This is a genomic window from Pseudomonas sp. PA-6-3C (genome assembly GCF_021605825.1).
Classification (GTDB): domain Bacteria; phylum Pseudomonadota; class Gammaproteobacteria; order Pseudomonadales; family Pseudomonadaceae; genus Aquipseudomonas; species Aquipseudomonas edaphica.
The window spans coordinates 1-20367 of the sequence record NZ_WKDV01000035.1 but is presented as its reverse complement, the minus strand read 5'-3'; the positions used below and the strand labels follow the sequence as shown (position 1 = coordinate 20367).

The following is a 20367-nucleotide window of genomic DNA, read 5'->3' as shown; positions in this document are numbered from 1 at the left end:
GAATGCCCAGACACTGTGGCGAGGGAGCTTGCTCCCGCTGGGCTGCGCAGCGGCCCCAGACAGTCGACCTCGCCACGCCACACGTATCGGCAAGGGTGTCAAGGGGGTAACGATGCTGTTATGCGGCGCCTTGCTCAGTGCCTGCGCCATCGGCCCGGATTACAAGCGCCCGGAGGTGGTCGAACCCGCGCAGTTCAAGGAAGCCCAGGGCTGGCGCCAGGCCAACCCAAGCGATTCCCTGGCCCGTGGCGCCTGGTGGGAGTTGTACGGTGACCGTCAACTTAACGAGCTGGTCACGCGCCTCAATAACTCCAACCAGACCGTGGCCCAGGCCGAAGCGCGCTTCCGCCAGGCCCAGGCCCAGGTGCGCAGCGCACGCGGGGCGTTTTTCCCAACGGTGGACTTCAGTGCCGGGAAAACCCGTGCCAGTCAGGGCACCGGCAGCAGTAACGCCAGCCTCAGCAGTTCCAGCAGTGGTATTCGTGACACGCTCAATACCCAGTTGGGCGTGAGTTGGGAGGCCGATGTGTGGGGCAAGTTGCGCCGTGGTCTTGAAGCGAATGAGGCGACGGCTGAGGCCAGTTCCGCGGATCTGGCGGCGATGCGTTTGAGCCAGCAGTCGGAGTTGGTGCAGGACTATCTGCAACTGCGCGTGATGGACGAGCAGACACGTTTGCTGCAGGCCACGCTGGAGACTTATCAGCGCTCCCTGAAGATGACTGAAAACCAGTACCGGGCGGGGGTTTCCGACAAAGCCGCGATTGCTCAGGCACAGACCCAACTGAAGACGACCCAGGCCAGTTTGATCGACTTGATCTGGCAGCGTGCGCAGTTGGAAAACGCCATCGCAGTGTTGATCGGCGAAGCGCCGGCCAACTTCAATCTGGCGGTGAGCAAAGACATACCTGCCTTGCCGCAGATTCCGCTGAGTGTGCCATCGCAATTGCTTGAGCGGCGCCCGGACATTGCGTCGGCGGAGCGCTCAGTGATTGCGGCCAACGCGAATATCGGTGTGGCCAAGGCGGCTTATTACCCGGACCTGACCTTGAGCCTGGCGGGCGGGTATTCCAGCAGCACCTATGCTGATTGGATCAGTTTGCCGAACCGGTTCTGGTCGGTGGGGCCCAAGCTTGCGATGACCTTGTTTGACGGTGGGCAGCGTTCGGCTGAGGTCGATCGTAGTGTGGCGTCTTATGACGAGACGGTGGCCAAGTACCGCCAGACCGTACTGGATGGTTTCCGCGAAGTGGAAAACTATATGGTGCAGTTGAAGGTGCTGGAAGATGAGGCGGTGGTCAGCAATGAAGCCCTGGAGGCCGCGCGTGAGTCCCTGCGCTTGACGCAGAATCAGTACAAGGCCGGGTTGATCGCCTACCTGGATGTGGTGACGGTGCAGGCCACTGCGTTGAGCAATGAGCGCACGGTCTTGACCCTGTTGCAGACGCGGTTGGTGGCAAGTGTGCAGTTGATTGCGGCGTTGGGTGGCGGCTGGGACGGGCAGACGTCTTTGGCTGAGAAGCAGTGACTGGGTAGCTTTTCAAAACAACTCAAACACCACCCCAATCAAGGCTGGGCACTGTCACTGTGGCGAGGGAGCTTGCTCCCGCTGGGCTGCGCAACAGCCCCATAACACTTGCGGGCGCTGCGTACCCGAGCGGGAGCAAGCACCCTCGCCACAACAGCCCGCACTTGTTACTCCTCGGCACATTGCTGATCAAAATCCGCCCGCGCCTGTTCAATCGCCCACGGCCTGATTTTCAAGCAGATGATCCTGCTCAGCGGGCTGAAGCAGGTGGCATTTCAAGGTCAGTAGATTGGCGTCAAAATGCCACTAATGGCCCCGTGATAATTAATCAAACCGACAATAATTATTCTCGCTACAATCGCCGGCTTTGCCACTTGGCACGGGCGTTTTCAGGCCCGTCAGTCTTGAGAAGTCCCATGCTGATCGGTAGTTATTCCCCCTCTCTGGTCGTCATCTCCCTGTGCGTCGCGATCCTGGCGTCCTATACCGCGCTGGACTTGGCCGGCCGTATTGCGACCGCCAGGGGCCGCGCAGCGTACATGTGGATGACCGGCGGGGCATTGGCCATGGGCGTGGGCGTTTGGTCCATGCACTTTATCGGCATGCTGGCGTTGCGCCTGCCCTTTGCCCTCGGGTTTGACCTGGGTATCACCGCGCTGTCGTTATTGATCGCCGTGTTATCCAGTGGCTTTGCACTGTGGCTGGTCAGCCAGCCACGTCTGCCGGCTTGGCAGTTGGCATTTGGCGCGTTGGTGATGGGGGCTGGTATTGCCTGCATGCACTACACCGGCATGGCCGCGATGCGCATGACCCCGGGCATCGATTACGACCCCGCCCTGTTTGGCGCCTCATTGTTGATCGCCGTGCTGGCGTCCGGCGCGGCCTTGTGGATCGCTTTCAACTTGCGGCGCAACACGCCTTACGTACGCCTGGCGCGGGGGGGCGCCGCGGTGGTGATGGGCATTGCGATCGTCGGTATGCACTACACCGGCATGGCTGCCGCGCGTTTTGATGACAACAGTTTCTGCGGCGCCGCGCTGACGGGCCTGAGTGGCAAGGGCCTGGATAACCTGGTGCTGGTCACTTCGCTGGCGGTCTTGATCATCGCGTTATTGACCTCATTGCTCGACGCCCGGCTTGAAGCCCGCACCGCCGTGCTCGCAGACTCACTGACCCTGGCCAACCAGGAACTCACCCATCTGGCCCTGCATGACATGCTCACCGGGCTGCCTAATCGCACCTTGCTCGCCGACCGCATTCAACAAGCCATACAGGCGGTCAGGGAGCAGGGTGGTTGTTTTGCGTTGATGTTTATCGACCTGGACGGTTTCAAGCCGGTCAATGATGCATTTGGCCACCACATGGGTGACCAATTACTGCGCGAGGTGGGTTTGCGTCTGCGTGAGGACCTGCGCAGCCAGGACACCCTGGCGCGCATCGGTGGCGATGAGTTTGTGCTGCTGGTGCAGTTGACCCAGCCGGACGACGCCATGGGCTTGGCCGAGCGCCAGGTTGGCTTGATCAACCGTACGTTCAAGGTAGCCGAGCATGAACTGAAGATCTCCGCGAGCATCGGCATTGCCATGTTCCCCGGTAACGGCGTTAACCCTCAGGAACTGCTGATGAACGCTGATGCCGCCATGTACCACGCCAAGGGCATGGGCAAGAACGGTTACAGCTTCTTTGATGTGTCGATGAACACCAATGCGCGCAAACAGCTGCAGTTGTTGCAGGACCTGCGCAACGCCGTTGAGCACCAACAGTTCCGCCTGTACTACCAGCCCAAGTTCGACGCGCTCAGCGGTATTGCGGTCGGCGCCGAAGCTTTGTTGCGTTGGGAGCACCCGCAACAGGGGCTGTTGTTGCCGGCGATGTTCATCGAGCTGGCGGAAAAAACCGGGTTGATTATTCCCATCGGCGAGTGGGTGCTCAACGAGGCTTGCCGCCAGATGGCTGTCTGGTACGCGCAGGGTTATGAAGACTGGCGCATTGCAGTCAACCTGTCGGCGTTGCAGTTCTGCCATGCAGGGTTGGTTAAAAGTGTCGCGCAGGCGCTGGAGCGTCACCGCTTGCCGGCCAACAGCCTGACCCTGGAAATCACCGAAACCACTGCCATGAGCGATGCCGATGCGAGCATGACGGTGCTGCAGCAACTGTCGGACATGGGCGTGGACCTGTCCATAGACGACTTCGGCACCGGTTATTCGAGCCTGATGTACCTCAAACGGTTGCCCGCCAACGAGCTGAAGATCGACCGCGGGTTTGTGCGCGACCTTGAACACGACAGCGACGACGCCGCCATCGTCTCGGCCATTGTCGCCCTCGGCCAGGCGCTAGGGCTGCGCATTGTCGCCGAAGGCGTGGAGACCGATGTGCAGCAAAGTTTCCTCACCCGGCTGGGGTGCAACGCGCTGCAAGGCTACTTGCTGGGCCACCCATTGCCGGCCGAGGGGTTCATGGCCGATATCCAGCGCGCCGAAGACGCCTTGGCGCCTGACAAAAGCCATGGATGACGGGTATTCTTGGATCCAACCTTAAACCGTTGGTTTATTCAGGAGACCGCACGCATGGACAAAGTCGTCATTATCACTGGAGGCAGCCGTGGTATCGGCGCTGAGACGGCCTTGCTGGCTGCACGCCAGGGCTACCGCATTTGCATCAACTACCAGTCTGATGAGGCAGCGGCCCAGCGTGTACTGGACCAGGTGCGCGCCTTGGGTGCACAGGCCATTGCGGTGCGGGCCGATGTCAGCATCGAGGATGAAGTGATCGCATTGTTCAATCGTGTTGATGCCGAGCTTGGGCGCGTGACGGCCCTGGTCAACAACGCCGGCACCGTGGGGCATAAGTCGCGGGTCGATGAAATGTCCGAGTTCCGCATCCTCAAAATCATGAAGACCAATGTGCTGGGGCCGATCCTGTGTGCCAAGCAAGCGGTGCTGCGCATGTCGCCCAGGCATGGCGGGCAGGGCGGCAGCATCGTCAACGTGTCGTCGGTAGCCGCGCGCCTGGGTTCGCCGGGCGAATATGTCGACTATGCCGCGTCCAAGGGCGCGCTGGACACCTTCACCATCGGCCTGTCCAAAGAGGTGGCGGGTGAAGGGATCCGTGTCAACGCGGTGCGCCCTGGCTACATCTTTACCGACTTCCATGCCCTGAGCGGCGACCCGGACCGAGTCAGCAAGCTGGAGTCCGGCATCCCCATGGCCCGTGGCGGGCGCCCGGATGAAGTGGCGGAGGCGATTATCTGGTTGTTGTCGGACAAGGCTTCGTATACCACTGGCACTTTTCTGGATTTGGGCGGTGGCCGTTGAGTCTTTAGCGCCAGTCAAGGCGCCATCGCGGGCAAGCCCGGCTCCCACAGTGGAACGCATTTCACTGTGGGAGCCGGGCTTGCCCGCGATGGCGTCAGATAAGGCAACAACCGAGCCTAGAAGGACCGCACAATGCGCCCGAGTGTTTCCATGGCCGTTTCCGATGCCTCGGTCCACGGGCTGCCGTAGTTCAAGCGAATGCAATTTCTGAAGCGCTGGGTCGCCGAAAAAATCGGCCCCGGCGCAATGCTGATGCCCTGGGCCAGGGCCATTTGGAACAGCTTCAACGAATCGGTTTGCTCCGGCAGTTCCAGCCACAGGAAATAGCCGCCAGCCGGCTGGCTGACCCGCGTCTGTGCCGGGAAATAGCGCGCGATGGCGGCCAGCATGGCGCTCTGCTGTTCTTCCAGGGCGTAGCGCAATTTACGCAGGTGCCGGTCATAGCCGCCGTGTTGCAGGTAGTCCGCAATCGCCGCCTGGGCCGGCATCGAGGGGCACAGCGAAGTCATCAGCTTCAGGCGTTCAACCTTCTGCGCATAGCGCCCGGCCGCTACCCAGCCGACGCGATAGCCAGGTGCCAGGCTCTTGGCGAAGGAACCACAGTGCATCACCAGCCCTTCAGTGTCGAAGGCCTTGGCCGGTTTTGGCGCGTGCTGCCCGTAATACAACTCGGCGTACACATCGTCCTCGATCATCGGCACTTGATGGCTGCGCAGCAGTTCCACCAGCGCCTGTTTTTTCGCCTCTGGCAGCGTGGCGCCCATGGGGTTCTGGAAGCTGGTCATGGTCCAGCAGGCTTTGATCGGGTAGCGCTCAAGGGTTTGCGCCAGGGCATTGAGGTCGATGCCATCGCGCGGGTGTACAGGGATTTCCACCGCCTTGAGCTTCAGGCGTTCGAGCACTTGCAGGCAGGCATAGAACGCCGGGGCTTCGATAGCGACCAGGTCGCCCGGCTCGGTCACCGCTTGCAGGCACAGGTTCAGCGCTTCCAGGGCGCCGTTGGTGATCAGCAGCTCTTCCATCGGCAGCATCAGGCCGCCCACCATGTAGCGCAGGGCGATCTGCCGGCGCAGTTGCGGGTTGCCCGGCGACATGTCGGTGACCACCAGGCGCGGGTCCATCTCACGGCCGGCACTGGCCAACGAGCGCGCCAGGCGTGGCAACGGGAACAACATGGGGCTGGGGAAGGCCGAGCCGAACGGTACGGTGTTGGGGTCTTTGATGGAGTCGAGCACTGAGAACACCAACTCACTCACATCGACTTCGGTGGACTCGTGCACCTGTTCACTCACCACCGGCTCGGAAAACGGGCTGGGCGCGTGAGTGTTGACGAAGTAGCCGGAGCGCGGCCGCGCACGAATCAGGCCACGGCGTTCGAGCAGGTAGTAAGCCTGGAACACCGTGGACGGGCTGACCCCATAGGTCTGGCTGGCATAGCGCACTGAGGGCACTCGCTGGCCAGGGCCGAGGACGCCGGAGCGAATCAGTTCTGCGATGTCGTCGGCAAATTTTTCGTAGCGTTTCATGGCGGCCTGATTAACTTTCCAATAGTGTTCGCAGGGCAAAATGTGGGAGCTGGCTTGCCTGCGATGACGGTGGCACATTCAACATCATCCGTGCCAGACCGGGCGCCATCGCAGGCAAGCCAGCTCCCACACTTGATCTTCTGTGTGTTGGATATCAACGATTCAACGGCGCCACAAAGCGACTGTCCGCTGCACTGTAAATCCACGGTTCATCCACATCCACAACCTTGAAGCGCAAGGTCTGCGAGCTGCTCGCCGGTTTATCGGCCAGCAACGCCACCGACACCGGCACATCGCTGATTTCCCCCGGCGCCAGGCTGAGCCGGGTCTTGCCTTGCAACTGGAAGCCCTCGGCGTCCACCAGTTCCAGGCGGTAATCCTGGCGCTGCTGGGTCTTGTTGATGACCTTCAAGCTGTAGATGTTTTCGATCAGCCCCTGGCTGTTTTCACGGAACATGCCACGGTCCTTGGTCACGTCCAGCGACACCATTGGTCGTTCAATCAAGGCCACCACCAAGGCGGCGATCATCACCAGCAGCACGGCACTGTAGCCGATCAGGCGTGGCCTGAGCAGGTGCGTTTTGCCACCTTGCAGTTGATGTTCGCTGGTATAGCTGACGAGACCACGGGCATAGCCCATCTTGTCCATGATCGAATCGCAGGCGTCGATGCATGCGGCGCAGCCAATGCATTCCATTTGCAGGCCATCGCGGATATCGATGCCGGTGGGGCACACCTGCACGCACAGTTGGCAGTCGATGCAATCCCCCAGGCCAACCTGCGCCGGTTTCACCTCGCGTTTGCGCGGGCCTCGGCTTTCGCCACGCGCCGCGTCGTAGGAAATGGTCAGGGTGTCTTTGTCGAACATCACGCTCTGAAAACGTGCATACGGGCACATGTGCATGCACACCGCTTCGCGCAGCCAGCCGGCGTTGATGTAGGTGGCTGCGGTAAAAAACAGCACCCAGAACAGGCTCACACCGCCCATCTGCCAGGTCAGCAACTCACTGGCCAGCGGGCGGATTGGCGTGAAGTAGCCGACAAACGTCAGCCCGGTCAGCACGCTGATACCCAGCCATAGCGTATGTTTTGCCGAACGCCGCGCCAGTTTGTTGAGACTCCAGGGTGCCGCTTGCAGTTTGATGCGTTGGTTGCGTTCACCTTCGGTGACCTTTTCACACCACATGAACAGCCAGGTGAACGAGCTTTGCGGGCAGGTGTAGCCGCACCATACGCGGCCGGCAAATACGGTAATGGCAAACAGGCCGAAAGCGCAGATGATCAACAGCGCCGACAGCAGGATGAAATCCTGGGGCCAGAAGGTGGCACCGAAGATGTGGAATTTGCTTTCGGCCAAGTCCCACAGCACGGCTTGGCGCCCGGACCAGTTCAGCCACACGGTGCCAAAAAACGCCAGGAACAGCACAGCGGCACCGCCCACACGCAAAGTGCGGAACACGCCGGTGAAGCTGCGGGTATGGATCAGGTTGTCACTGGATTTGGCCTTCACCTTCTTTGGGTGTATGGGCTCAAAGGTGTCCACGGTTGGGATTCTTTCGCTCATGGTCGTTCGCTCATCAGCCTCCATCAGGCCAATGAACTATGAACTTCACGCTGTTTGCATAACAGACTCAGGTAGGTCGATAAAAAGCGGATCAGATGGGCTTTTTATACGTCACTGTGACAATGTGCTGCACCCCGTAGCGCCTGGGGTGCAGCTGGCTTGTGCGCGGCTTGATACAGATCAATCAAATCACCGAATCACTGTCGGTCGCCTTCAAGTGTTTGCGGCCGTCCCTGGCACCGGCGACGGTCAGTGCGTCCGCTTCGGCTTCAGTGATGTAGACCCGATCGCCTTTTAACTCTACAAAAGACATGGATTTGGCGCTGTCGGTACTCACCGTCACACCCGTGGCGGGCAGGGCGTATTCCTGGCCGTCGTCAGCGACCTTGAAAAAGCACGTTTGATTGTCGATACGTACAGGCATGGTGCTCTCCTTTTTATGGGCAGTCATGGGTTAGGGCGTCGCGCAGTGCCAGGTGTTCCAGGCAACTGACTGGCGGTCGGCGCTGTCCATCGTCTAACCACACTAAAACGGATAACGACCATGGACGCCTGGTGGCAAGAAGTGCTTCAAACCCTGCATGCAGAATTTGCTGACATCGCTGATGCAAAGCAGCTCACTCAGATAACCGTGCGCCTGCTTATCGCCGCGATCCTGGGCGGTATCCTGGGGTTTGAGCGTGAGCAAAAGGGCAAGGCGGCGGGGGTGCGCACCCACATGCTCGTGGCCTTGGGCGCTGCACTGTTTGTGCTGGTGCCGCAGATGTCAGGCAGCCAGTCGGACGCCATGAGCAGGGTTTTGCAGGGGGTTATCGCCGGGATCGGCTTCCTGGGTGCCGGCACTATCCTCAAGGGCAAGGAGGATGAAGAGGGCCAGCACGTCAAAGGCCTGACCACCGCTGCCGGGTTGTGGATGACCGCCGCCATTGGCGTGGCGGCAGGGGTTGGGCGTGAATCAACGGCGGTATTGAGTACACTGCTGGCGCTCGTTGTACTTGGCTTAATGCCCAAAGTCGTCAGGCTCTTCGAGAAGGAACGTTGAGTCCATGATCAGTGAGCCTTCATCCTTGATTTAATGTGTGTTGGGTTGAGCGCTTCGGTGATGGTGTTCATATCCATCACCGTTTGGGCTGTGTCCTTCACGCACCCATTCAGGTGCTCGAATGCTCCGGCCGTGCCTTTGAAAAACTCATAGACATGGCGAAAGCCATAATCGTCCTTACCCGATATCAACTTTAACAGTAAGGCGATTTTCTGTTTGTCATAGGCTGCCTGATAGTCGCTGAAATAAAGTTGGGTGGATAATTTTACGCAGGCCTCGTCACTATTTTTTTGCAGGAACTTGCCGATGTCCGTCAGGAGGTGAGCAACTTCCTCGGCGTCTGGTTCTTTCAACATGGAGTCGACACTTTCCTGGCTGAAATGCATGCGCATTTCATTGAGGACTTTACGCGACTTCAGGTCGTTGGGCGCACGCAAAACCTGGGCGATGTCCTCCTCTGTGAGGCTTGCTTTAAGCTCGGTGAGATAACGCCGGCTGACGGAAACGTCTGAATGTACGTGTTGGTGGCGGCTTTGCTTCACGTGAATGTCCGACATGGTATTAACCTGCTCGCGTTTAAGAGGGGGGTAAATGAAATGTGCTCAAGTAAGCGCGTGTGGGACTGTAGCAATAGGCGCACAGGCGAGATGTAGGCTATTTCACCTGTGCGCGCAGGTTAATGCGTTTTTAAGGCAGGCATCCTGACGCGAGTACGCGTGTGAGTGATGGCGTTGATCAACAAGGTTGAACAATCACCGGCGGCATGGTTGTGGGCGGTTCCTCCACGGGGGGCGGCAGGTTTTCCGGTGGTTCCTTCTCCGGGATCGGTTCCGGTTCACTCGGCGGCAGCGTTGGATTGTCGATATTCGGGTCCGGGGTTTCAGCCGGGATCGGGATATTCATCGGTGTGGCCTCCTTTGTGCTTTGCTCTATCGGTGGACAACCGCCGGGCAGGTTTGATTCCCGCCCAATGGCGGCACATCCACCTGAACTTTTCAGCGCAGCCCAGGCTCGGACCTATTACGGCCCTGCTCAGGGAGAGCGTCGCCGTCTCAGAATTCGGATCAAGCAAAGAGCGTCCACAGGGCGTAAGGGGAAGATGCTCGATGACTGCTGAAACACTGACTCCAGAAGACTCCATATTGCCGCTGTCCCAGGCCTTGTTGTTGCCAAGGATCGCGATTGAAAGCACTACGCCCGTCATTGATGGCGGCGAATTTGCTGTGAAGGCCGTGGTGGGCCAGCGCGTCACCGTCACCAGCAAGGTGTTTGCCGACGGCCATGACAAGCTCGCCGTGCTGATCCGCTGGCGCCCGCTGCAGGACGAAAGCTGGCACAGCGTAGTGATGACGGATGTGGGCAACAATGGCTGGGAGGGCGCGTTTACCGTGGCCCAGCAAGGCCCGCACGAATACTGCATCGAAGCCTGGATTGATACCTTTGCGAGCTTCTGCTACGAACTGCGCAAAAAACATGAGGCCGGTGTGCCGGTCAGCCTTGAGCTGCAGGAAGGCCGCAGCCTGGTGTTGCAGGCCGCCGAGCGCAGCGACAATGAGTTACGCGACCGCTTGATGCTGCTGCACCACGAGCTGTCGGGCTTGCTGGAAACCGAGCAGGTCGCGCAGTTCTTGCACGAAGACAGTGCACATTTGATGACCCAGGCCGACCACCGCGCTTACTTGAGCATCAGCACCGTATACCCGCTCGACGTGGAGCGTGAGGCCGCACAATTTGCCAGTTGGTACGAGCTGTTTCCGCGCTCGGTCACCGACGATCCGGCGCGCCACGGCACCTTTAATGACGTGCATGCGCGGCTGTCGATGATCCATGACATGGGCTTTGACGTGCTGTATTTTCCGCCGATCCACCCGATCGGCCGCAGCCATCGCAAGGGCAAGAATAACTCGCTGACCGCAGGCGCCGATGACCCCGGCAGCCCTTATGCGATCGGTAGCGAGGAGGGCGGCCATGAAGCCATACACCCGCAGTTGGGCAGCCGCGACGACTTCCGCCGGCTGGTCAAGGCCGCCGCCGAGCATGGCCTGGAAATCGCCCTCGACTTTGCCATTCAGTGCTCCCAGGACCACCCGTGGCTCAAGCAGCATCCAGGCTGGTTCAACTGGCGCCCGGACGGCACGATCAAATACGCCGAAAACCCGCCGAAAAAATACCAGGATATCGTTAACGTCGACTTCTATGCCGCCGACTCTATTCCGAGCCTGTGGACCGAGTTGCGCGACATTGTTATAGGTTGGGTGCAAGAGGGCGTGAAAACCTTTCGCGTGGATAACCCGCACACCAAGCCGCTACCGTTTTGGCAATGGCTGATCAGTGACGTGCGCTCCAGGCACCCGGAGGTGATCTTCCTGGCTGAAGCCTTCACCACACCAGCGATGATGGCGCGCTTGGGCAAGGTCGGTTATTCCCAGAGCTACACCTACTTCACCTGGCGTAACACCAAGGCCGAGTTGAGCGAGTACTTCACACAGTTGAACGAATCGCCGTGGCGCGAGTGCTTCAGGCCGAATTTCTTTGTCAATACCCCGGACATCAACCCCGGCTTCCTGCACGAATCCGGGCGCCCGGGCTTTCTCATCCGCGCCGCCCTGGCCACCATGGGCTCAGGCTTGTGGGGCATGTATTCGGGGTTTGAACTGTGCGAAGCGGCGCCGGTACCGGGTAAGGAGGAATACCTGGACTCGGAAAAATACGAAATCCGCCCCAGGGACTTCACCGCGCCCGGCAACATCATTGCCGAGGTCGCCCAGCTCAATCGTATTCGTCGGCAGAACCCGGCACTGCACACCCATCTGGGCTTGAAGCTCTATAACGCCTGGAACGACAACATCCTGTACTTCGGCAAGCGCAGCGATGACGGCAGCAATTTTATCCTGGTGGCGGTCAACCTTGACCCGTTTAACGCCCAAGAGGCCCATTTCGAATTGCCCCTGTGGGAGCTGGGCCTGCCGGACGACGCCCAGACCCAAGGCGAAGACCTGATGAATGGCCATCGCTGGACCTGGTATGGCAAGAACCAATGGATGCGCATCGAGCCGCAGATGCCATTCGGGATCTGGCGTATCACCGTCTCCTGAGCCTGACAGGGATTAACTGTCAGGGATCAACGGTGGGAGCTGGCTTGCCTGCGATAGCGGTATGTCAGCACCGAAAAGGCTAGCTGGCCCACCGCTATCGCAGGCAAGCCAGCTCCCACCTTGATTGCATGTCTTCTGCACAATTTTCAGTGTTCCAGGAGTTTCCAATGGCGAAGAAACCCACCCCAGCCACTTTTATCAAAGACCCGCTCTGGTACAAGGACGCGGTGATCTACCAAGTTCACGTCAAATCCTATTTCGACTCCAATAATGACGGTATCGGCGACTTTCCCGGCCTGATCGCCAAGCTCGACTACATCGCCGATCTGGGCGTCAACACCATCTGGCTGCTGCCGTTCTACCCGTCGCCGCGCCGCGACGACGGCTATGACATCGCCGAGTACCGTGGCGTGCACAGCGACTACGGGACGATGGCCGACGCCAAGCGCTTTATCAGTGAGGCGCACAAACGGGGCCTGCGGGTCATCACTGAACTGGTGATCAACCACACCTCCGACCAGCATCCGTGGTTCCAGCGGGCGCGCAAGGCCAAGCCGGGCTCGGCGGCACGGGACTTCTACGTGTGGTCCGATGACGACCAGAAGTACGACGGCACCCGCATCATTTTCCTCGACACCGAAAAGTCCAACTGGACCTGGGACCCGGTCGCCGGCCAGTACTTCTGGCACCGTTTCTACTCGCACCAGCCGGACCTCAACTTCGACAACCCGCAAGTCATGAAAGCCGTGCTCTCGGTGATGCGCTACTGGCTGGACATGGGCATCGATGGCCTGCGTCTGGACGCGATTCCCTACCTGATCGAACGCGACGGCACCAACAACGAGAACCTGCCGGAAACCCACGGCGTGCTCAAGCAGATCCGCGCCGAGATCGACGCGCATTACCCCGACCGCATGCTGTTGGCCGAAGCCAACCAGTGGCCGGAAGATACTCAGCTGTACTTTGGTGACAAAAAAGGCGACGACGGCGATGAATGCCACATGGCCTTCCACTTCCCGCTGATGCCGCGCATGTACATGGCGCTGGCCCAGGAAGATCGTTTCCCGATTACCGATATTCTGCGCCAGACCCCGGAGATCCCCGCCAACTGCCAGTGGGCGATCTTCCTGCGCAACCACGATGAACTGACCCTTGAAATGGTCACCGACAAAGAGCGCGACTACCTGTGGAACTACTACGCCGCCGACCGCCGTGCGCGCATTAACCTGGGCATTCGTCGGCGCCTGGCGCCGCTGATGGAGCGTGACCGTCGCCGCGTTGAACTGCTCAACAGCTTGTTGTTGTCGATGCCCGGCACGCCGACGTTGTACTACGGCGATGAAATCGGCATGGGCGACAACATCTACCTGGGCGACCGCGACGGCGTGCGTACGCCGATGCAATGGTCCATCGACCGTAACGGCGGCTTCTCGCGCGCCGACCCGGCCAGCCTGGTGTTGCCGCCGATCATGGACCCGCAATATGGCTACCTGTCGGTCAACGTCGAAACCCAGGCCCAGGACCCGCATTCGCTGCTCAACTGGACCCGGCGCATGTTGGCGGTGCGTAAGCAGTCCAAGGCCTTCGGGCGTGGAAGCCTGAAAATGCTCTCGCCGAGCAACCGCCGCATCCTGGCGTATACCCGTGAGTTCACCGGCGACGATGGCCGCACGGAAACCATCCTGTGCGTGGCCAACGTGTCGCGCAGCGCCCAGGCGGCCGAGCTGGACTTATCCGCCTTCGCCGGCATGGTGCCGGTGGAGATGCTCGGCGGTAACGCGTTCCCGCCCATCGGCCAGCTGAATTTCCTGCTGACTTTGGCGCCGTATGGTTTCTATTGGTTTGTGCTGGCGGCCGAAAACCAGATGCCCAGCTGGCATGTGGAGCCGGCGCAGAGCATGCCGGATTTCACCACGCTGGTGCTCAAACAACGCATGGAAGAGTTACTCGACGAGCCGTGCCGCACCACCCTGGAGCACACCTCGCTGCCGGCATGGTTGCCCAAGCGGCGCTGGTATGCCGGTAAAGACACGGCCATCGACCAGGTGCAAATTGCCTACGGCGTGCGGTTTGGCGACCCGCAGCATCCGGTGCTGCTCAGTGAGGTCGAGGTGACCAGCGGCGGCCAGGTCAGTCGTTATCAATTGCCGTTCGGCTTTTTAGCCGAAGACCAGTTCACCAGTGCCTTGCCCCAGCAACTGGCGCTGGCCCGCGTACGCCGGGGGCGTCAGGTTGGGCTCGTTACCGATGCCTTTAGCCTGGAACACTTTATCCGGGCGGTGATCCAGGGTTTGCAGGCGGGCACCGTGTTGACTACTCACGAAGGTGATTTGCGTTTTGAAGCCACGCCGCACTTGGCCGCGCTGCAACTGACCGATGAGGCGCAGGTGCGCTACCTGTCGGCCGAGCAGTCCAACAGTTCGGTGGTGGTGGGCGAGAGCCTGGTGCTCAAGCTGATCCGCAAAGTCAGCGCCGGGGTGCACCCGGAGCTGGAAATGAGCGCTTACCTGACGGCCGCCGATTACCCGAATATTTCGCCGTTGCTGGGCTCGATGATTCGTCGCGATGGCGAGGGGCAGGACAACCTGCTGATGATTGCCCAAGGCTACCTGAGCAACCAGGGCGACGCCTGGAGCTGGACCCAGAACAACCTGGAGCGCGCGATTCGCGACGAGCTGGCCCAAGCGATTTCCGAGCAGGAGCAGCATTACAACGCCTTGGGTGAACTGCAGGATTTTGCCGGTTTACTCGGCCAGCGCCTGGGCGAAATGCACGGGGTGCTGGCAGCACAAACCACCAACCAAGACTTCAAGCCCGAGACCACCACGGCCAAGGACACCCATGCCTGGGCCAAGGACGTCGGCGCGCAGATCGACCGCGCGCTGCAGTTGTTAAAACTTCATCAAAGCCAGTTGAACCCCGCCGATCAGGCGCTGGTCAGTGAAATGCTGGGGCAGAAAAAAGCGCTGGCCAGCAGTGTCCAGGCTCTGGCGAAAGCCACGGCCGGCGGTTTGCGCATTCGGGTCCACGGTGACTTGCATCTGGGGCAGGTCCTGGTGGTCAAGGGCGATGCGTACTTGATCGACTTTGAAGGCGAGCCGGCGCGCCCGCTGCATGAACGGCGCGGCAAGCACAGCCCGTATAAAGATGTAAGTGGCGTGCTGCGCTCGTTTGATTACGCCGCCGCCATGGCCCTGAATGTGCAAGGTGTGGATCACTCGCCGCAAGCGGATACCGCCCGCCAGCGTGTGACTGACCGTTACCTGAGTGAAGCGCGCAAGGCATTTATCCAGGCTTATCATCAGGCTACGTCTACACTGGCGCATGACTGGCAGGATGCCAATGGGCAGGACGCAGCGCTGACGTTGTTCAGCCTGGAGAAGGCCGCGTACGAAGTGGCTTACGAAGCAGAAAATCGCCCGACCTGGTTGCCGGTGCCCCTGCAAGGGCTGCACGGTTTACTCAGCGGGCTGCTATCTCAAGCGAATAATGCACGCGGTGGGGAGACGTCATGAGTTTTACACAGAGAGAACCGCTGCAAGCGAAGTTGACCGCCATGCCGGCGCCCAAAGATGTAGAAGCGCTGGTGCGCGCGGAACACCCGGACCCTTTTTCCATCCTGGGGCCGCACGATGACGAGCAGGGCGGGCAATTTATCCGCGCGTTCCTGCCCGAAGCCTTGAGCGTCCAGGTGTTGGCCCGCGAAAGCGGTGAAGCCATCGGCAGCCTGGACGCGACCCAGGTGCCGGGTTTGTTTGTCGGGCATTTTTCCACGCGCCAGGGCTACCTGCTGAAGATCCAGTGGGCCGGCGGCGAGCAGATCACCGAAGACCCTTACAGCTTCAGCCAGTTACTGCTGGGTGAGATGGATTTGTACCTGTTCGCCGAAGGCAATCACCGTGACCTCAGCAGTTGCCTGGGTGCGCAGGTCACCAGCGTCGACGGCGTGCAAGGCGTGCGTTTTGCGGTGTGGGCGCCGAATGCGCGGCGCGTATCGGTGGTGGGTGACTTCAATATCTGGGATGGCCGCCGCCATCCGATGCGACTGCGGCATCCGTCGGGCGTGTGGGAGATCTTTATCCCACGTCTGCAAACGGGCGCGGCCTACAAGTACGAGATTCTCGGCGCCCATGGGATTCTGCCGCTCAAGGCCGACCCCATGGCGCTTGCTACTCAACTGCCGCCCGACACTGCCTCAAAAGTCGCCGCGCCGTTGCAGGTGGACTGGCAAGACCATGAGTGGATGCAGACGCGTGCCGACAAGCAAAAGGCCTCGGCGCCATTATCCATTTATGAGCTGCATGTCGGTTCCTGGCAGTGTGAACTCGACGAGGCCGGTGAAGTGTCGCGCCAATATGGCTGGCGCGAACTGGCCGAGCGCTTGATTCCTTATGTGCAGCAATTGGGCTTTACCCATATCGAGCTGATGCCGATCATGGAGCACCCGTTCGGTGGCTCCTGGGGTTACCAGGCGCTGTCGCAGTTTGCGCCGAGCGCACGCTTTGGCTCGCCGGAGGACTTCGGGTTTTTCGTCAACGCCCTGCACCAGGCCGACATTGGTGTGATTCTGGACTGGGTGCCGGCGCATTTCCCCACCGATACCCACGGCCTGGCGCAGTTCGACGGCACGGCCTTGTACGAATACGCCAACCCGCTGGAAGGCTTCCATCAGGACTGGGACACGCTGATCTACAACCTGGGCCGCACCGAAGTGCACGGCTTTATGCTCGCTTCGGCGTTGCATTGGCTCAAGCACTTCCACATCGACGGTTTGCGCGTAGATGCCGTGGCCTCAATGCTGTATCGCGATTATTCGCGCAAAGCCGGTGAGTGGGTGCCGAACCGCCATGGCGGCCGCGAGAACCTGGAAGCCATCGACTTCCTGCGCCATCTCAATGATGTGGTCGCGCTGGAAGCGCCGGGCGCGCTGGTGATTGCCGAAGAGTCCACAGCCTGGCCGGGCGTCAGCCAGAGCACGCAGCAGGGCGGCCTGGGTTTTAACTACAAATGGAACATGGGCTGGATGCACGATTCGCTGCACTACATCCAGCAAGACCCGGTGTACCGCGCCCATCATCACAATGAGCTGAGTTTCGGCCTGGTGTATGCGTGGTCCGAACGCTTTATCCTGCCGATCTCCCACGATGAAGTGGTGCACGGCAAGCATTCACTGATCGACAAGATGCCCGGCGATCGCTGGCAGAAATTCGCCAACCTGCGCGCCTACCTGAGCTTTATGTGGATGCACCCCGGCAAGAAGCTGCTGTTTATGGGCTGCGAATTCGGCCAATGGCGCGAGTGGAACCACGACCAGCAGTTGGATTGGTACTTGCTGCAATACCCCGAACACCGAGGCGTGCAGAAACTGGTCGGTGACCTTAACCGCCTGTACCGCGAGGAACCGGCGCTGCATGAGCAGGACGATGCGCCCCAAGGGTTCCAGTGGTTGATTGGCGACGATGCGATCAACAGTGTCTATGCCTGGCTACGCTGGAGCAAGGACGGCAAACCGGTGCTGGTGGTGGCCAACTTCACCCCGGTGCCGCGTGAGGGCTACGCGGTCGGCGTACCGTTTGCCGGGCGCTGGAGCGAGGTGATCAACAGTGATGCCGACACCTATGCCGGCTCCAATTATGGCAACGGCGGCGAAGTGCTCACCCAAGAGGAGCCGCGCCATGGGCAGCCGGTGTCGCTGTCGCTGAATCTGCCGCCTTTGGGCGTGTTGATTCTTCGCCCGCAAGCGCTGTAACGGCTCTAGTGTGGTGGATTCTGTTGTCCGCACTACTGGCAGGGTGCCACAATGGCGCCTTTGTCGTGGCAGTCGAAGCAGGCGCATTTCATGAACGGCCTTGGGCGTGGGCAAGACCCGGATGAACTCATCGAACAGCAGGTGCGAACCGACCGTTTGCACCAGCTGTTTCGCCAATCGTTCTCGGCTATTTTCGGCAGCTACCTGGGCGCTGTCATGCTCTGCTGGCTGTGTTGGGGCCGGTTTGACCACAAGGTCATGCTGGTCTGGCTGGGGTTGCTGGCGGTGACATCGCTGGTGCGCGTCAAACTGTTCACCGACTGGTTTCGCTGCCCCGACAGCGAGCGCACGCCCCGGCGCTGGGAACGCCGCTATTGGGTCACGCTGATGCTGTCAGCCGGCACCTGGGGCCTCGGCGCCCTGGCCGTGATGCCGACGGATGATCGTGTTTCCCAGGTGCTGGTCATGCTGTTTACCGTGGGCATGTCAGTGAGCGCGGTTTCGTGTTATTCGGCCTATCGCTATATGACCCTGGGCTCCATGGCGCTGGTACTGTTGCCGTGCACCCTGTGGTTGCTGTTCCAGCCGGCGCCGATGCAAGTAGGTGTGGCGATTGCGGTGCTGGTGTTCTCGACCTTTGTGGTCAGTGCCACGCGCAAGCTGTCGGATGCGCTGGAAAAAGCCTTCCGACTGACCCGACAGATGGAACGTGCTCACCATATCTCCACGCGTGCTGCCCAGACCGACGAGCTCACCGGGCTGATGAACCGTCGCGCGTTTTTCGAACAGGCCCACCTGCTGTACGCGCATTGCCACCACCACCAGCAGCCGCTGAGCGCGTTGATGATGGACATGGACCATTTCAAGGACATCAACGACACCTACGGCCATCAGGCCGGCGACCAGGTGTTGCGCCAGATTGGCGGGGTGATCAGCACGTCGTTTCGCCAGGCCGATGTTTATGGTCGGCTCGGTGGTGAAGAATTCGCGGTGTTGCTGCCCAACACCTCACTGGAAACCGCGCGAGGCATCGCCGAGCAACTGGTCCAGGCGATTTCGGGCCTGACCTGTGAACCGGTGAAGGGCTTGACCGCCAGCCTCGGTGTGGCCACTACCCGCAGCCTTGATCAGGACTTGCACAGCCTGATGAACAACGCCGACAAAGCGCTGTACCGCGCCAAGGCTATGGGGCGTAATCAGGTGGCCGTCGCGCAGTAGCGCCTCACTCATTGAGCATCGACCTGGCCAATGCCCGCGCCACTTGGTCGGCGGAGTAGGGCTTGGGGAGGAATTCGAAGCCTTCATAACCGCTGTCGGCCAGTTCTTCGCTGTAGCCTGACGTGAGCACCACCGGCAAGTCGGGGCGGCGCTGGCGCAGCAGTTTGCTCATGGCCACGCCGGTCATGCCTGGCATCACCACATCCGAGAAAATCGCGTCAAACGCCATGCCGTCCGGGCCGGCCAGTGCCAGTGCCTGCTCGGCATGGGTGGCCCAGGTGGTGCGGTAACCCAGGTCCTGCAGGATCTGGTTGGCAAAGCGGCCGACCTCGAGGTTGTCTTCGACTATCAGGATGTGGCGCGCCGCAGTGGCGGGCAGCGGGCTCTGATCTTCCTGGACCGGGCAGGCCTGCACCGCCACAGGCTCGGCCTCGGGTAGATACAGGGTAAACACGCTGCCCTGGCCGAGGTTGCTGGTGACGTCGACGTTGCCACCGGACTGTTTGGCAAACCCGAACACCTGGGACAAGCCAAGCCCGGTACCTTTGCCCACCGCCTTGGTGGTAAAGAAGGGTTCGAAAATGCGCTCGACGGTGTCAACGGCAATGCCGCTGCCGGTATCGGCCAAGGCAATGCTCACAAAAGGCTGGTTTGATTCGGCATCGCCACGGATACGCGGCAGTCTGGCAATGTGGGCGACGCGCAGGGTCAGGGTGCCTTGACCTTCCATGGCATCGCGGGCATTGAGCGCGATATTGATCAGGGCGGTTTCAAATTGGCTGGAGTCGACGCGCACATGGCACGGTCGCTGCGGCAACTCCAACTGCACGCGGATACGCGCACCGGTGAGGCTTTCGAGCATCTCGCCGATGTTCTTGACCCGCAGGCTTACATCGAAAACTTCCGGGTTCAGCGGTTGGCGGCGGGCAAAGGCGAGCAGTTGGCTGGTGAGTTTGCTGGCCCGCTCGACAGTGTCGGACACCGCGCTCATGTAGCGTTGGCGGCGCTCTTCGGACAACCCCGGCTGGCGTAGAAAATCCACCGAGGAGCGGATGATGGTCAGCAGGTTGTTGAAGTCATGGGCCACACCGCCCGTCAACTGGCCGATGGCTTCGAGTTTCTGCGACTGGCGCAGAGCGGCTTCGGCCTGGGCCAGCGCCAGGGTGCGTTCTTCGACACGCTGCTCCAGGGTGGTGTTGAGTTCGGCAAAGGCTGCCAGCCCTTCACGCACATGGGCATCGGCGCGCACGCGCTCGATATGCGCCCAGGAGCGCTCGGTGACTTCGCGCAGCAAAGCCAGGTCGTAGCTCGACCACAGCCGTGGGACTTTATCG

14 protein-coding genes are annotated in these 20367 nt (G+C 60.5%); 8 read left to right on the top strand and 6 right to left on the bottom strand.

Annotated features, from left to right (window positions below; genetic code table 11):
• The first annotated feature begins 112 nt into the window (after positions 1-112).
• The 3 genes from GIW48_RS21410 to GIW48_RS21400 all read left to right on the top strand — a co-directional run bounded on the left by GIW48_RS21410 (position 113) and on the right by GIW48_RS21400 (position 4839).
• Positions 113-1525: an efflux transporter outer membrane subunit gene (locus GIW48_RS21410; protein WP_050547726.1), complete on the top strand. Its 1413-nt coding sequence runs from the start codon at positions 113-115 to the stop codon at positions 1523-1525.
• A gap of 416 nt (positions 1526-1941) precedes the next feature.
• Positions 1942-4038, top strand: a complete 2097-nt coding sequence (locus tag GIW48_RS21405; RefSeq protein WP_170038427.1) for a putative bifunctional diguanylate cyclase/phosphodiesterase — start codon at positions 1942-1944, stop codon at positions 4036-4038.
• Positions 4039-4092: 54 nt separating this feature from the next.
• Positions 4093-4839 (top strand): SDR family oxidoreductase, encoded by a 747-nt coding sequence (locus GIW48_RS21400; RefSeq protein WP_017135063.1) that lies wholly within the window; start codon positions 4093-4095, stop codon positions 4837-4839.
• A 116-nt stretch (positions 4840-4955) separates the two neighbouring features.
• Here the strand turns inward: GIW48_RS21400 and mapR are convergent, their stop codons facing one another.
• The 3 genes from mapR to GIW48_RS21385 form a co-directional block, all read right to left on the bottom strand.
• Positions 4956-6365 (bottom strand): GntR family transcriptional regulator MpaR, encoded by a 1410-nt coding sequence (gene mapR / locus GIW48_RS21395; RefSeq protein WP_170038425.1) that lies wholly within the window; start codon positions 6363-6365, stop codon positions 4956-4958.
• 154 nt (positions 6366-6519) lie between these two features.
• On the bottom strand, positions 6520-7929 hold the full coding sequence (ccoG, locus tag GIW48_RS21390) for a cytochrome c oxidase accessory protein CcoG (protein ID WP_099548274.1): 1410 nt from the start codon (positions 7927-7929) through the stop codon (positions 6520-6522).
• 184 nt (positions 7930-8113) lie between these two features.
• A complete protein-coding gene (locus tag GIW48_RS21385) occupies positions 8114-8353 on the bottom strand; it encodes a DUF3203 family protein (RefSeq protein ID WP_017139130.1) in 240 nt (79 codons plus the stop codon).
• Between the two features lie 120 nt (positions 8354-8473).
• On the opposite strand from GIW48_RS21385, the gene GIW48_RS21380 reads away from it, so the two are divergent.
• Positions 8474-8971: an MgtC/SapB family protein gene (locus GIW48_RS21380; RefSeq protein WP_017139129.1), complete on the top strand. Its 498-nt coding sequence runs from the start codon at positions 8474-8476 to the stop codon at positions 8969-8971.
• 8 nt (positions 8972-8979) lie between these two features.
• Here the strand turns inward: GIW48_RS21380 and GIW48_RS21375 are convergent, their stop codons facing one another.
• Both GIW48_RS21375 and GIW48_RS21370 read right to left on the bottom strand, forming a co-directional pair.
• On the bottom strand, positions 8980-9528 hold the full coding sequence (locus tag GIW48_RS21375) for a hypothetical protein (RefSeq protein WP_017139128.1): 549 nt from the start codon (positions 9526-9528) through the stop codon (positions 8980-8982).
• Positions 9529-9706: 178 nt separating this feature from the next.
• On the bottom strand, positions 9707-9874 hold the full coding sequence (locus GIW48_RS21370) for a hypothetical protein (protein ID WP_017139127.1): 168 nt from the start codon (positions 9872-9874) through the stop codon (positions 9707-9709).
• A gap of 203 nt (positions 9875-10077) precedes the next feature.
• Here GIW48_RS21370 and GIW48_RS21365 point away from each other — a divergent pair, with 203 nt between their 5' ends.
• The 4 genes from GIW48_RS21365 (at position 10078) to GIW48_RS21350 (ending at position 19033) form a co-directional block, all read left to right on the top strand.
• Entirely contained in the window at positions 10078-12066 is a 1989-nt protein-coding gene (locus tag GIW48_RS21365; protein WP_138453127.1) for an alpha-1,4-glucan--maltose-1-phosphate maltosyltransferase, read from the top strand.
• A gap of 167 nt (positions 12067-12233) precedes the next feature.
• Positions 12234-15581, top strand: coding sequence for a maltose alpha-D-glucosyltransferase (treS, locus tag GIW48_RS21360; protein ID WP_236461589.1), 3348 nt, complete (start codon positions 12234-12236; stop codon positions 15579-15581).
• Positions 15578-17815, top strand: coding sequence for a 1,4-alpha-glucan branching protein GlgB (glgB, locus tag GIW48_RS21355; RefSeq protein WP_017139124.1), 2238 nt, complete (start codon positions 15578-15580; stop codon positions 17813-17815). Before treS ends, glgB begins: the two co-directional genes overlap by 4 nt.
• Positions 17816-17866: 51 nt before the next feature.
• Positions 17867-19033, top strand: coding sequence for a GGDEF domain-containing protein (locus tag GIW48_RS21350; protein ID WP_017139123.1), 1167 nt, complete (start codon positions 17867-17869; stop codon positions 19031-19033).
• Positions 19034-19037: 4 nt separating this feature from the next.
• Here the strand turns inward: GIW48_RS21350 and GIW48_RS21345 are convergent.
• A partial coding sequence (locus tag GIW48_RS21345) for an ATP-binding protein (RefSeq protein ID WP_236490678.1) occupies positions 19038-20367 on the bottom strand: 1330 nt, incomplete at its 5' end.